12 protein-coding genes are annotated in these 13,442 nt (G+C 65.5%); 8 read left to right on the top strand and 4 right to left on the bottom strand.

The window, feature by feature from the left end; all coding sequences use genetic code 11:
- Positions 1 to 34: 34 nt before the first annotated feature.
- Positions 35 to 1,330: a phosphoribosylamine--glycine ligase gene (gene purD, locus R3F72_RS04010; RefSeq protein ID WP_087718245.1), complete on the bottom strand. Its 1,296-nt coding sequence runs from the start codon at positions 1,328 to 1,330 to the stop codon at positions 35 to 37.
- 216 nt (positions 1,331 to 1,546) lie between these two features.
- Between purD and R3F72_RS04005 the strand changes: the two genes are divergently transcribed.
- Positions 1,547 to 2,257, top strand: coding sequence for a 16S rRNA (uracil(1498)-N(3))-methyltransferase (locus R3F72_RS04005; RefSeq protein WP_332778964.1), 711 nt, complete (start codon positions 1,547 to 1,549; stop codon positions 2,255 to 2,257).
- A gap of 133 nt (positions 2,258 to 2,390) precedes the next feature.
- Here the strand turns inward: R3F72_RS04005 and R3F72_RS04000 are convergent, their stop codons facing one another.
- From R3F72_RS04000 to R3F72_RS03990, 3 genes are all read right to left on the bottom strand, one after another.
- A complete protein-coding gene (locus tag R3F72_RS04000) occupies positions 2,391 to 2,864 on the bottom strand; it encodes a hypothetical protein (RefSeq protein ID WP_332778963.1) in 474 nt (157 codons plus the stop codon).
- Positions 2,861 to 5,122, bottom strand: a complete 2,262-nt coding sequence (gene flhF, locus R3F72_RS03995; RefSeq protein WP_087718248.1) for a flagellar biosynthesis protein FlhF — start codon at positions 5,120 to 5,122, stop codon at positions 2,861 to 2,863. Before flhF ends, R3F72_RS04000 begins: the two co-directional genes overlap by 4 nt.
- Positions 5,123 to 5,337: 215 nt before the next feature.
- A complete protein-coding gene (locus tag R3F72_RS03990) occupies positions 5,338 to 6,591 on the bottom strand; it encodes a lytic murein transglycosylase (RefSeq protein WP_256961090.1) in 1,254 nt (417 codons plus the stop codon).
- 534 nt (positions 6,592 to 7,125) lie between these two features.
- On the opposite strand from R3F72_RS03990, the gene R3F72_RS03985 reads away from it, so the two are divergent.
- The 7 genes from R3F72_RS03985 (at position 7,126) to R3F72_RS03955 (ending at position 13,406) form a co-directional block, all read left to right on the top strand.
- On the top strand, positions 7,126 to 7,275 hold the full coding sequence (locus R3F72_RS03985; RefSeq protein WP_332778962.1) for a hypothetical protein: 150 nt from the start codon (positions 7,126 to 7,128) through the stop codon (positions 7,273 to 7,275).
- A gap of 298 nt (positions 7,276 to 7,573) precedes the next feature.
- Positions 7,574 to 10,378: a monovalent cation/H+ antiporter subunit A gene (locus tag R3F72_RS03980; protein ID WP_303853507.1), complete on the top strand. Its 2,805-nt coding sequence runs from the start codon at positions 7,574 to 7,576 to the stop codon at positions 10,376 to 10,378.
- Entirely contained in the window at positions 10,378 to 10,728 is a 351-nt protein-coding gene (locus tag R3F72_RS03975) for a Na+/H+ antiporter subunit C (RefSeq protein WP_087718253.1), read from the top strand. Before R3F72_RS03980 ends, R3F72_RS03975 begins: the two co-directional genes overlap by 1 nt.
- The gene (locus R3F72_RS03970; protein WP_332778961.1) at positions 10,725 to 12,242 is read left to right on the top strand and encodes a monovalent cation/H+ antiporter subunit D; all 1,518 of its coding nucleotides are present in this window, start codon (positions 10,725 to 10,727) and stop codon (positions 12,240 to 12,242) included. The genes R3F72_RS03975 and R3F72_RS03970 overlap by 4 nt, the downstream gene beginning before the upstream one ends.
- Positions 12,239 to 12,736 carry a Na+/H+ antiporter subunit E gene (locus R3F72_RS03965; RefSeq protein WP_071231357.1) on the top strand — a complete coding sequence of 166 codons (498 nt, stop codon included), beginning with the start codon at positions 12,239 to 12,241 and terminating at the stop codon, positions 12,734 to 12,736. Before R3F72_RS03970 ends, R3F72_RS03965 begins: the two co-directional genes overlap by 4 nt.
- Positions 12,733 to 13,002, top strand: a complete 270-nt coding sequence (locus R3F72_RS03960; protein WP_071231356.1) for a K+/H+ antiporter subunit F — start codon at positions 12,733 to 12,735, stop codon at positions 13,000 to 13,002. Before R3F72_RS03965 ends, R3F72_RS03960 begins: the two co-directional genes overlap by 4 nt.
- Positions 13,003 to 13,013: 11 nt before the next feature.
- Entirely contained in the window at positions 13,014 to 13,406 is a 393-nt protein-coding gene (locus tag R3F72_RS03955; protein ID WP_179208835.1) for a Na+/H+ antiporter subunit G, read from the top strand.
- Positions 13,407 to 13,442: the final 36 nt, after the last annotated feature.

Raw genomic sequence — 13,442 nt, 5'->3', positions numbered from 1 at the left:
GGCGGGTTTCCTTGTCTCTATGACGCCCGATCGTTCAGGACGACTGACGTTCTCGGGCAATGGCGCGATGGGCGATGTCGCGGCGATATTCGGCGCCGTCCCAGCGGACCATCTCGAGCCCGGCATAGGCCTGCGACGTCGCCGCGCCGACCGTGTTGCCGAGAGCGGTCACACATAGCACGCGCCCGCCGCTGGTGACGACGCGACCATCGTCGCTCATGCGGGTACCGGCGTGGAACACCTTGCAGCCGGCCGCGTCCGCCGCGTCGAGCCCGGTAATCTCGTCACCCTTGCGATAGCTGCCGGGATAGCCTTTCGCCGCCAGCACCACGCCCACGGCGGCACGGGAATCCCATTCGCACTCGACCTGATCGAGACGCCGTTCCAGCGCGGCCTGGCACAGCGCCACCAGATCGCTCTTCAGCCGCATCAGGATCGGCTGGGTTTCCGGATCGCCGAAACGACAGTTGTACTCGATCACTCTAGGGGCGCCGTCGGCATCGATCATCAGCCCGGCGTAGAGGAAACCGGTATAGGGGTGGCCTTCGGCGGCCATGCCCCGCACCGTGGGCAGGATCACCTCATCCATGATGCGTCGATGAACGCTCTCGGTGACCACCGGCGCCGGCGAGTAAGCGCCCATGCCACCGGTATTGGGCCCGGTATCGCCGTCGCCGGCGCGCTTGTGATCCTGGCTGGTGGCCATCGGCAGCACGTGCTCGCCATCGACCATGACGATGAAGCTGGCCTCCTCGCCCTCGAGGAAATCCTCGATCACGACCCGCGCTCCGGCATCGCCGAAGGCGTTGTCCTCGAGCATGTCACGGATCGCCGCTTCGGCCTCGGCTTCGGCCATCGCCACGACCACGCCCTTGCCCGCGGCCAGCCCGTCGGCCTTGATCACGATCGGCGCGCCCTTCTGCCCGAGGTAGGCCAGCGCGGATTCGACCTCGCTGAACGTCTGGTAGTCGGCGGACGGAATCGCGTGGCGTGCCAGGAAGTCCTTGGTGAATGCCTTGGAGCCCTCGAGCTGCGCGGCGCCCTCGGTCGGGCCGAAGATGGCCAGCCCCGCTGCCTGGAACGCGTCGACGACGCCGGCGACGAGCGGCGCTTCCGGCCCGACGATCGTCAGATCGACGGCGTTGTCACGCGCGAAGACGATCAGCGCTTCGCTGTCCATGACATCGATGGCAACGTTGGTCAGCCCCGGCTCCCGCGCGGTGCCGGCATTGCCCGGTGCCACGAAAACCGTCTCGACCTGCGGTGATTGTGCCGCTTTCCATGCCAGCGCATGTTCGCGCCCGCCCCCGCCAATGATCAGAACCTTCATCGCTAACCTTCTTCTGCCGAGCCTTGATTGGCTGAGTGAGTGGCTGAGTGAGAGAGTGAACGGGCATTATGTCAGAAAGGTGTCCTGCTCGCCGCTGTGTTCGGGCATCCCGCTGGCCCTGGGCGGCTATATTCGCATGCTATGTTCGCGTGCGCCGTTCAGGCAGAATGGCCGCCTGCCTGACTCCCTGTTGCCATGCGCTGAACCGCCATCTCCATGAACCTGATTCTGCTCCAGCCCGAAGATTGGGCGAACGACACTCACGCCTGTCTCCATGATCCGCGCCGCCTGCACCATCTCCGCGAAGTCCATCGCGCCGCGCCGGGAGACTGCCTGACCGTGGGCGCCCTCGACGGCCTGATCGGCCGCGGCGAGCTGCTGTCGTTGACCGATACCGAAGCACAGTTCCGGGTCACGCTCGATCGCGAGCCGCCGGCGCCGCTGCCGGTTCACCTGCTGCTGGCACTGCCGAGGCCGCGCATGCTGGCGCGAACGCTGGAGCACGTCTCGGCGCTGGGGGTCAAACGCGTAACGCTGATGCATACCCGCCGCGTCGAGAAGAGCTATTGGCAATCTCCCGAGCTGAAGCCGGAAAAGATCCGCCAGCATCTGCTGCTCGGACTGGAGCAGGCCCGCGATACCCGGCTGCCGGAGATCGCGTTAGAAACCCGTTTCAAGCCGTTCGTCGAAGATCGACTGCCGGCCATGCTCGCGGGCCAGCGCGGCCTGCTGGCCCACCCCGGGCTGGCTCAGGCCTGCCCGCGCGGTATCAGCGATGCCACGTTGCTGGCCATCGGACCGGAGGGCGGTTTCGTCGATTACGAGGTGGAGAAGTTCCTCGAGCTGGGCTTCGAGGGGATCCATCTAGGAGAGCGCATCCTGCGCGTCGAGACGGCCGTGACGGCGCTGCTGTCTCGACTGTTCTGAGCCGGCTGCCTGTCAGCGCTGCCCGATGGCTGAACCGAGGCTGAACCGAGAGCATTCGTACGCGTCCGACATTCGTACGCGTCCGACATTCGTACGCGCCAGACATTCGCGCGCGTCAGCATTCGTGCATACATCAGATATTCGTGGCCGGCTTCGGCAATGCCTCGGGCAGGCGGCGCTGCCAGTCAGCCAAGTCGCGGATGAGCTCGATATTCAGAAAGCGCCGCAGCGTCGTGCTCAGGTTGGTGAGCAGCTGCGCCGTCGCGGCATCCAGGGTGGGCCTGGCTCCGGCGTTGTCGGAATCGTGCAACCACAGCAGCAGAGGCACGGCAGGGGCAGCGCTCGAGGCAACCGGCGCCAGCGTCCGCTTCACGCGCCGGTAGAGATCGGCCACGTCGACCTGCACGGCATCGACCCATAGCACCCAGGCCCGCACGGTCGCCGACGCGGCCTGAGCTTCCAGCGTGACCTGCCAGCGCCGGCCCGCAGGAGCTGGTAGTTGCGCCAGCGCCTGCATCAGCCCCTCGTCGTCCGGTTCTCCGATCACCCCCAGCGGCACGGTGCCGGGGGCAGCCCAGGCGCGCAGCCCTGCCGCCTGATCGGTCATGCCGCCTGCCCCCGGTCGCTGGCGTCGAGCCCCATCAGGGCGTCATGGGCGCTCAGCGTGTCCATCAGCGCTTCCATCAGCGCCTTGGGCCGACGACCGCAACGACGCTGGGCGATACCGGAAAGCCGTGCGCGAACGTCCATCGCCCAATCCGCCTCTTCCGCACTCAAGCGCACCGCCAGCGCCGCCAGCGTCGAGGCCAGCTGCCAGCGCTGCTCCCGATCCTTCACCAGCCCGCGCTCCTGCATTGCCTGATCGGCCTGCCGGGTCAGCCCGGGCAGGGTCTCGATCATGACCGCCGGGGGCAGGCGCGATGCGATATCGAGCCCCGCCTGGCTGCTGCTCAGCCAGTAACGTCTGGCCAGCCTGCGGCCATCGTCGGCGTCGCGAATTTCGCCGTACCACGCCACCACCGGCAGGCTGTAGGCATCCTGGCGCCGCTGGCTGACGCTCGTTTCCAGCCGCGTCAGGTGAAGAGTGGCGGCACGCCCCTGGTGGCGCAGGGGTTGCGGCTCGACGGCTTCGCCCAGCGTCATCGCCCGAGACAGCGGCAGCCATTCGCCGGCATGACGAATCCGGCGCGCGCCGGTCACGGCCGCCAGCCAGCCGCGCCCGGCGGCCTCGAAACGTTCGAGGTCGGCGACGGCCGGCAGTTGCGCCAGCAGATGCCAGCCCGCGCCGAGATCGTCGGCCCAGCGAAACTGTTCGGCACTGCCCGCGGGGAGACGGTGTCGCGGCCAGGTCAGCGGCTGGGGCATGCCGTGATGATCCAGCGACACCAGTGGCATCGCCTGATCGGCGCCACTGACGCTGGTGGCCTTGGACCAGTAGAGCGCGTGGGGCACGTCCGCAGCGGCCAGCAGGCTCTGTTGGGTAGCGCCCGCCATGAGCCGGGCGAACTCGTCGCCCCCGGCTTGCGTCGAACGCTTGGCACGGCGCCAGATCTGCTCGAGCAGCGTCATGCCCAGATTGTGCTGTCTCAGGGTATCGAGCGTCGCAACCAGGGCATCGCGCTGACGCAGAACACCACGCGAGAGCGCCTGCTGCCGCGCCTGCTGCGGAGGCACCGTGGCCGCCGCCTCGCTGACGAAGGGCGAATCGCCGGCCAGTGCCAGCGCTTCGTCGAGCAGGGCGTCGGCATCGACGAGTTCGAGATCTTCCGGCACGCGCTGGCCGCGGGAGACGTAGCAGAGCCTGAGCCGATGGCGAATGACCACATCCAGCACGTTACCCAGCCGTGCCGCCTCGTCGAGCTTGGTCAGGATGCAGCCCCACAGCGGCTCTCCCGCCTCCTGCGAGGCCTGCTGCCAGGCCTCGATGACCTGCGCCAGGGTATCGCCGTGACTGGCCGCGTTGAGCACCAGCACCCGCCGAGCCGGCGCCGGGCCGGCCCCCAGCCGCGCGATCTCGCCTACCAGCCGCTGGTCCCGCTGGCTCATGCCGACCGTGTCGATCACCGTGAGCTTCTTGCCTCCGCTGCGTGACAGCAGTGCCCGGCGCGGTTGGGTCAGACGCGCCAGCAGGTCGCCGAGATTGCCGTTCTCCTCGAGCGCGTGGACTTCCGAGCCCAGTAGCCGGGCGTAGATGCGTAGCTGCTCGGCCGCACCGATACGGTAGCTATCCGTCGTCACCAGCGCGACGTCCTTCGGGCCGTGACGCATCACGTAGCGGGAGGCCAGCTTGGCGGTGGTGGTGGTCTTGCCGACACCGGTGGGGCCGACCAGGGCAAACACGCCGCCGCTCTCGAACAGGGCTTCCTCGTCATCCAGCAGCGACAGGCGAGCGCGCAGCTGGCGCACGAGCCAGGCCTTCGCGGCGGGGGACTCCGGTTGTTCGTCGCGCAGCTCTTCCGGCGGATCCTGAATGACCTCGTCGGCGAGCGAAGCGCTGAAGCCGGCCTGGATCAGACGTTGACGCAATGCGGTCGTCAACGATGCTGCGTCGCTCTGCGAGGAAGCCGTGCCCCCGCTAAGCATGGCGCGCACGTCCTCCAGCAACTGGCGGTTCAGGGCCTGCAGCGTTTCCAGGGTCGGGTTGGGGGCCGGAGCCGGGGCCGGCGCTTCCGCGGGGGGCGCTTCCGCCGCCGGCGACTCGAGGCTGGAGAGCGTCTGCTCATGCTCCTGCTCGGGCATGGCGATGATCTCGACGCCACCCTCGACGGAACGGTTGGAAAGGATCAGTACCTGATCCCCCAGCGCCGCCCTCACCTGACGCATGGCTTCGCGGCTATTGCTGGCAGTGAAACGTTGGACGCCCATGACTTCCTCGATGATGCGAGGCAGTCTGCCGTTCTACCGCTGACCGCCTCTGGAGTTTCGCGCCCACAGTCTGCCAGTCGGAAGATCGCGGGCATGGGTGGGAATGGCCATCAAACCGGCGCCAATTCGAGGGCTGACCGGACAGCTAGGCAACGAGCCCTGCCGGATCCGCGCTCGGCGCAGCGCTTGCGTCCGGCTCAGCCTTCCCTGACGGTTCAGCTCTCGGTCAGGCGCCGGAACAGCGACTGCGTGGGGTAACCATCCGGAATGACACCGATGCTGCGCTGATAGGCGCGTAATCCGGCACGGGTGTTGGGACCGACCAGGCCATCCGGAGTGCCGACATCGAACCCGTGGGAATTGAGCTCCTGCTGCATGCGCCGGATGCGATCACGTGACAGGGCCGGCTCCCCGCGCGGCCACTCGCCCTGGATGCCCGGCCGTCCGGCCAGCCGATCCGACAGCGTCGCCACCGCCAGCGCATAGCTGGTGGAGGCGTTGTAGCGCATGATCACGCGGAAGTTGTGGCCGACCAGGAACGCCGGCCCCTTGGCGCCGGCGGGCGCGATGACCGAGGCCTGATCGAAGTCCGGCAGCGGGCTGCCGTCGAGACGCTTCACTCCCTGGGTTTGCCACGCCCGGGCATCGTGGCGTACCGACAGCTCGGTCTGCGAATAGTCGAAGTCGTCCGGCAATGTGACTTCGACGCCCCAGGGCTGCCCCCGCTGCCAGCCGGAAGCCTCCAGATAGTTGGCGGTCGACGCCATCACGTCGGGAATGCTGCCCCAGATATCGCGACGGCCGTCGCCATCTTCATCCACCGCGTAGGCCAGGAAACTGCTCGGAATGAATTGGGTATGACCCATCGCCCCGGCCCAGGAACCCCGCATGCGATCGCGGTCGATATCGCCGTTCTGTAGAATCTTGAGCGCGGCCATCAGTTCGCCGCGCGCGAACGACTGACGGCGGCCATCGAACCCCAGCGTCGACAGCGCGTCGATGGTCTCGAAGTTGCCGAAGTTGCTGCCGTAATTGCTCTCGATGCCCCAGATGGCGACGATCACCTCCCCCGGTACGCCATACTGCTGCGTTACCTGATCCGCCGTGGCGCGATGTTCGGCAAGACGCGCGCGGCCGGTGGAAACGCGCTGCGCCGAGACGGCACTGTCGAGATAGCTCCAGACCTGGCGGGTGAATTCGGGCTGGGAGCGGTCGTACTCGAGGATGCGGGGCTGATAGCTGACCGGGTCGAACGCCTCGGCCAGGGTTGCCTGATCGATACCCTCGGCGGCGGCCCGCTGCCGGAAATCGGCCACCCAGGCGTCGAACGCCGCCGGATCCTTCGGCGTTTCCGGGCTTGCTTTGGCGTCGGTTGCGGCATCAGCACTCTCACCGGCGCTGTCCGCAGCATCGGCCGATTTCGAGGAGGTCGCCCCGGAAGCGACGGAAGACGACGATGACGAAGCCACGGCGCCACTCGTGTTCGAGGCGTTCGACACAGTATGCGTATCGGCAACGCTCTGACATCCCAGAAGCGCTAGACAAAGACAGAGCGAGAGTGTGGCAGGAGCCTTGACCGGCAGTGAACGCTTCACAAAAGCACATCCTTAATGCTGAATATCCTGTATGTCGGCGTCGATACGCCAACCAAATTGCCCCCGCAGTGTAGCGTATCCCGCCGCCCCGGGAACCTCGATCGGTGATCGCCTCGATATCCGGGATACACCGATGGAAGCGCCAGGCTCACGGCTCGAGTCCCCCTTTTCGACGTCCTCCGGCGATTCTACCCGGATGACTTCCCCGGTGCCGCCCCCTATGGCTAGGGGCATATCGGCGTGGTAAAGTCGGTTCAACGCTGTCGCCCGATTCTCATAAATCATCAATACTTTCAATAATTTCGCGTATCGCAAATTATGATCGGGCGCTTTCTGAAGGGAGGAGAGACACCATGCCGGGCCACATGCCTAGCCAGCTGTCGCTGACATGCGCGACCTGTCGTATTGGTGCCCAGACTCGTATCGGTGCCCGGGCTCTGCCGCCCCGTGCCGCCCCGTGCCGGCACGATCACGACCCAGAACCAGACACCCGCCTGGATGCTGGCGCCTCGCGGCGTGCGCCGTCCCTATCTGACCGATCCGCCCCAGCGTCTCTGACCCGGCGACGAGTTCCCGTGGCGCGACGCGCGCCGCCACCGCGGGTCCCCCGCTCGCCGTCGTCTCTTGTCCGCCTGAGCGAGCCTGCCTCGCGGAGAAGATCACTACCGCACCGACTCTCTGCCACAGTCTCGCGACCTACGCCTCGTGCGGCTGGCAACATCGCTTACACTGGAGCGAGTTACGGTCGCGGACCGATCGCGATGAACGCGAGAACGAAGCTCGAACCCACCGGACCGTCGCCCTGCGCCGGGCCGATGATCGAGCCTCCCTGATCCAAGAATAGAGCGACGATTTCATGTCACTGCCGCTGATCGTTCTACTGCCGCTACTGGGCAGCCTGATACCGTTGCTGAGCAACAATCGGCAACGCACGCTCAATGCCTGGTCCACCGCGCTGCTCCCTGCGATCGCGCTAGGCATGGCCATTTCGCATGCGCCTGGAGTGATCTCCGGCGAGGTGTATCACTTCAGCATGAGCTGGGTGCCGCAACTGGGGCTCGATCTGGCGTTCCGGCTCGACGGGCTCTCGCTGCTGTTTTTGCTGCTGATCCTGGGCATCGGGCTGCTGATCATTCTGTATTCCCGCTATTATCTGTCGCCGGACGACAGCATGCCTCGGTTCTACGCCTACCTGATGCTGTTCATGACTTCCATGATCGGCATCGTCATGGCCGACAACCTGCTGCTGCTGTGGGTATTCTGGGAATTGACCAGCCTGTCGTCGTTTCTGTTGATCGGCTACTGGTACCAGCAGAGCGAGGCACGACGAGGCGCCCGCATGGCCCTGGCCGTCACCGGCATGGGCGGGCTGGCGATGCTGGCCGGTTTCCTGCTGATCGGCCATATCGTCGGGACCTTCGACATGCAGACGGTGCTCGACAGCCGCGATCTGATCCAGGCCGATCCGCGCTATCTGCCGGCGCTGTTGCTGGTGCTGCTGGGTGCCTTCACCAAGTCGGCGCAGTTCCCGTTCCATTTCTGGCTGCCCCACGCCATGGCGGCGCCGACGCCGGTCTCGGCATTCCTGCACTCCGCCACGATGGTCAAGGCCGGCGTCTTCCTGCTCGCGCGTATGCATCCGGCACTGGCCGGCTCGCAGCTCTGGCTCTATATCGTCACCCTCACCGGGCTGGTGACGATGATCTACGCCGCCTATTTCGCGCTGCTCAAGTACGATCTCAAGGGCGTGCTGGCATTTTCCACCGTCAGCCATCTGGGCATGATCACCATGCTGTTCGGGCTGGACAGCAAGATGGCGGTGGCGGCTGGACTGTTTCATGTTCTCAACCACGCCATGTTCAAGGCGACGCTGTTCATGTCGGCGGGCATCGTCGATCACGAGACCGGTTCTCGGGACATCCGCAAGCTGAGCGGGCTGCGACGCAGCATGCCGATGACGGCGGCACTGGCAGGTCTCGCCGCGGCTTCCATGGCCGGCGTTCCCCTGCTCAACGGCTTCATATCGAAGGAGATGATGCTGACCGAGACGCTGGAAACCGGGATCCTGGGCGGCCTGGCCTGGCTGATCCCGGTGCTCGCGACCCTCGGCAGCGTGCTGTCGGTGGCCTATTCGCTGCGTTACGTACGCAACGTCTTCTTCGGGCCGGAAGCGCAGGAGCTACCCAAGACGCCCCACGAGGCGCCTTTCCTGATGCGTCTGCCGATGCTGCTGTTGGTCGCGCTGTGCGTCGTGATCGGCCTGCTGCCTGCGCTGACCGTCACCGGGCTGCTCGGCGCTGCCGCACAGGTCACGATTCTGCCGCCCAGGCCGGAGCTGCACCTGGCGATCTGGCACGGCTTCAACCTGCCCCTGCTGATGAGCGTCATCGCCCTGGCCGGCGGGGTCGGCATCTACGCCGTACGCCGCAAGCTGTTTGCCTTCCAGCGCCAGTTCCCTCAGCGCAACGCCTCGATGATCTTCGAGCACAACGTCCGCAGCCTGCTGCACTGGACCCAGCAAGCGATCGATCGCTTCGAGAACGGCTCGCTGCAGCGCTACATGCTGTGGTTGATCATCGCCGTGCTATTCCTCACCGGCAGCGGCCTGCTGGACCTTACCCAGTTGCGCGGGCCGCGCCAGCTCCAGGCGCTCGATGGCCTGCTGATCGCGGGCGCGGTGATCACCATTCTGGCGGGCCTGGGCACGGCGGTGCTGCATCGCCGACGTCTGGTCTCGCTGATGATGCTGTCGGTGGTGGGGCTGATGGTTTCGTTGGCCTTTGCCCGCTTCTCGGCTCCCGACCTCGCCCTGACCCAGCTGGCGGTCGAGGTGGTGACGGTCATCCTGCTGATGCTGGCGCTGTTCTTCCTGCCGCAGCGTACGCCCAAGGAGTCCAGCGGCGCACGCGTGGTCCGCGATGTTCTGCTGGCGGCGGGCTTCGGCGGCATCGTCGCGAGTCTCAACTATGCGATGCTGACGCGACCGCTGGACACCATTTCCGGCTTCTTCCTGGAGAACAGCGTCAGCGGCGGCGGCGGCCACAACGTGGTCAACGTCATCCTGGTCGACTTCCGCGGCTTCGATACGCTGGGCGAGATCACCGTGCTGTGCATTGCCGCCATCGGCATCTACAAGCTGCTCAACCGCCTGCGTCTGTTCATGCCCTCCAGCGATAGCGAAGGGCGCCCCTGGTCCCGCGATCTGCATCCCATGCTGCTGGGTACGGTATCGCAGAGCCTACTGCCGCTGGCGCTGCTGGTGTCGGTGTTCATCTTCCTGCGGGGTCACAACGAACCCGGTGGCGGCTTCATCGCCGGCCTGGTGACGGCCGTGGCCTTGATCCTGCTGTATATCGCCCGTGGGGTCGACTGGACCCAACAGAGAATGTCGTTCCAGTATCAGCCGATCGCCGTGGTCGGTGTCGCCATCGCCGCGCTGACCGGACTCGGCAGCTGGGCCTTCGGCCACAACTTCCTGACCTCTGCCTTCGGGCACTTCTCGATTCCCTATATCGGCGAGATCGAGCTCGTCACGCCGATGCTGTTCGACCTCGGCGTCTATCTCACCGTCGTCGGCGCCACGCTGATGATTCTGGCCAATCTGGGCAAGTTGACGACACGGCACCGTCCCAGCAAAGAGAATGAAAAGGAGACCGTCTGATGGAAGCGCTCTTTGCCACCGTAACCGGTTTCCTGGCCGCCAGCGGGCTCTACCTGGCGCTGCGTGGCCGCACCTTCCCCGTGGTCGTGGGGCTGACGCTGCTCTCCTACGCGGTCAACCTGTTCCTTTTTTCCACCGGCGGCCTGACCACCAATGGCGCGGCGGTGATTCGTGACGGCGTCGATTATTACGCCGACCCGCTGCCACAGGCCCTGGTGCTGACGGCCATCGTGATCGGCTTCGCCATGACGGCGTTCTCGGTGATCCTGGCGATGCGCGTGCGCGGCGACCTGGGCAGCGATCAGGTCAACGACCAGCGTGGCGAAGAGTCGAAGGAGGACAAGTCGTGATGCAGCACCTGATCATCCTTCCGATTCTTCTGCCGCTGTTGAGCGGCCTGCTGATGCTGGTCAAGCGGGACTCGGCCGTACTGCCTCGCCGGGCGATCGCCCTGGTCAGCACGGCGCTGCTGCTGGCAGTCAGTGCCATGCTGGTGGTCCAGAGCGACAGCGGTGACATCACCTACTACGCTCTGGGCGACTGGCAGCCGCCGTTCGGCATCATCCTGGTACTCGACCGGCTCTCCGCACTGATGGTATGCCTTACCAGCTTCCTGGCGCTCGGCAGCGTGGCCTACGCCTGTGCCGGCGACGATCGCAAGGGCAGCAATTTCCACGGTCTGTTCCAGCTCCAGTTGATGGGGATCAACGGCGCCTTCCTGACTGGCGACATCTTCAACCTGTTCGTGTTCTTCGAGGTGCTGCTGATCGCCTCCTACTCGCTGCTGATGCATGGCGGCGGCAAGGATCGCACCCAGGCCGGCTTCCACTACGTGGCGCTGAACCTGGCGGGCTCGGCGATGTTTCTGATCGCGCTCGGGGTGCTCTACGGCACCACCGGCACGCTCAACATGGCCGACATGTCCCAGAAGGTGGCATCGCTCGACCCCGATCGTCTTGGCCTGCTCAAGGCGGGGGCGTTTTTGCTGCTGGTGGTGTTCGGGCTGAAGGCCGCGATCCTCCCGCTCTATTTCTGGCTGCCGCGGGCCTACAGCAGTGCACCGGCGCCGGTGGCGGCACTGTTCGCGATCATGACCAAGGTGGGGATCTACGCCATTCTGCGGGTCTATACGCTCATCTTCGGCGACAGCGCAGGCGGGCTCGCCAATTTCGTCCAGCCCTGGCTCTGGTGGTTCGCACTGGCGACGCTGGCCCTCGGCGGGCTGGGTGTCTTGTCGGCGCGGGATCTGCGTAATCAGGTGGCCTATCTGCTGCTGATTTCGGTGGGGACGTTGCTGGTCGGCGTCAGCATGAACCGCGAGGCGCCCATCGCCGCCCTGCTCTACTACATGATCCACACCACGCTGGTCAGCGGCGGCCTGTTCCTGCTGGCCGATGCGATCGGCGAACAGCGCGGCAAGGCCGGGGCACGTATCGTGCCCGGCCGGGGCGTCACCCAGCCTGCGCTGCTGGGTCTGTTCTACTTCATCGGTGCGGCGACCATCATCGGGCTACCGCCGTTTTCGGGCGCTATCGGCAAGGCACTGCTGCTCGATTCGGCCCTGCCGAGCGAACAGCCGTGGCTGTGGTCGCTGTTGCTGCTGTCGAGCCTTGCCGGTCTCGTCGCCATGGCGCGCAGCGGCTCCACCGTCTTCTGGAAGGCCGGCCGCGGCGACAACGACGGCCCCAGGCTGAAGACGGCGATGCTGGCAGGCCTGATCCTGCTGCTCGGTGCCTCGCCGGTGCTCTCGATCCTGGCCGGCCCGATCACTCGCTTCACCGATGCCAGTGCCACACAGCTGCTCGATCAAGACGCCTACGGCGAAGCGATTCTCTCCCCGAACGTTACCGGAGGTGACTCATGATTCCTCCCATTCGCTGGCTGCCGATGCCGGTGCTGTCACTGCTGCTGCTGGTCGTCTGGCTGTTGCTGCAGCAGAGCGTGGCACTCGGACAATGGATTCTTGGCGGCGTCCTGGCGATCCTGATTCCGGTGATCTGTCGACCGTTCTGGGAACGCCAGCCCACCATCAAGCGCCCCTTGAAACTGGTCGGCTACTTCTTTCGGGTGCTGGGCGACATCGTGACCGCCAATCTGCAGGTTTCGAAGCTGATTCTCGATCCCCGCGGCCGGATGCGCCCCGCCTTCGTGGAATATCCGCTGACGCTGAAGGAGAGCTTTCCGATCACCATCCTGGCCAGCACCATCACCATGACGCCGGGGACCGTCTCGGCCCACCTGCGCCTGGATGGCAAGACCCTGCTCATTCACGCGCTGGACGTGGGCGATATCAACGCCCTGATCGACGACATTCACCAGCGCTACGAGCGCCCACTGCTGGAGATCTTCGAATCATGATCGACATGGCTCTGTGGATCGCGCTGGCGCTGTTCTGCGCCGCCGTCGTACTCAATTTCTATCGTGCCGTGGTCGGGCCGAGCCTGCCGGATCGCATTTTGGCGGTGGATACCATGTACATGAACTCGATCGCTCTGATCGTGCTGTTCGGTATCTGGGTCGACAACAAGGACTACTTCGAGGCGGCGCTGCTGATCGCGATGCTCGGCTTCGTCAGCACCATCGCCGTCTGCAAGTACCTGCTGCGCGGCGACATCATCGAATAGGAGGGATAACGATGCTGAATACGGTCATCGAGGGCGTGATCGCCTTCATGCTGGTCGCCGGAGGCGCGTTCGCCTTCATCGGCTCGCTGGGCCTGACGCATTTGAAGGATTTCTACATGCGTCTGCACGGCCCTTCGAAAACGACGACGCTGGGGGTCGGCTGCACCCTGATCGGTTCGCTGATCTATTTCAGCCAGGAAGACGGCCCGATCGTTCAGGAACTGCTGATCACGATCTTCGCGTTCATCACCGCGCCGGTATCGGCACACATGCTGGCCAAGAGCGCCCTGCACCACAAGCTCAAACCGGATCCCCGCACCCGCGGCAATCCGGTCGAGCTGGAGAGCGAGAAGCCCAAGCACACCATCGAGGAAGCCCCCCAAGGCGACTCTCCCCTCCCTTGAAGGGTTAAGCGCTGAAAAGTGCGCGCCGTCTCCGAG

The sequence above is a fragment of the Salinicola sp. 4072 genome (assembly GCF_036663415.1).
Taxonomy (GTDB): domain Bacteria; phylum Pseudomonadota; class Gammaproteobacteria; order Pseudomonadales; family Halomonadaceae; genus Salinicola; species Salinicola salarius_A.
The sequence above is the reverse complement of the archived record's forward strand: the minus strand, read 5'-3'. Positions and strand labels throughout refer to the sequence as shown.

Coding starts and splice junctions, on each gene's coding strand:
- R3F72_RS03980 (WP_303853507.1), top strand. CDS start 7,574: ATGTCACTGCCGCTGATCGTTCTACTGCCGCTACTGGGCAGCCTGATA.
- R3F72_RS04005 (WP_332778964.1), top strand. CDS start 1,547: ATGAACCTGATTCTGCTCCAGCCCGAAGATTGGGCGAACGACACTCAC.
- R3F72_RS03965 (WP_071231357.1), top strand. CDS start 12,239: ATGATTCCTCCCATTCGCTGGCTGCCGATGCCGGTGCTGTCACTGCTG.
- R3F72_RS03975 (WP_087718253.1), top strand. CDS start 10,378: ATGGAAGCGCTCTTTGCCACCGTAACCGGTTTCCTGGCCGCCAGCGGG.
- flhF (WP_087718248.1), bottom strand. CDS start 5,122: ATGGGCGTCCAACGTTTCACTGCCAGCAATAGCCGCGAAGCCATGCGT.
- purD (WP_087718245.1), bottom strand. CDS start 1,330: ATGAAGGTTCTGATCATTGGCGGGGGCGGGCGCGAACATGCGCTGGCA.
- R3F72_RS03960 (WP_071231356.1), top strand. CDS start 12,733: ATGATCGACATGGCTCTGTGGATCGCGCTGGCGCTGTTCTGCGCCGCC.
- R3F72_RS03955 (WP_179208835.1), top strand. CDS start 13,014: ATGCTGAATACGGTCATCGAGGGCGTGATCGCCTTCATGCTGGTCGCC.
- R3F72_RS04000 (WP_332778963.1), bottom strand. CDS start 2,864: ATGACCGATCAGGCGGCAGGGCTGCGCGCCTGGGCTGCCCCCGGCACC.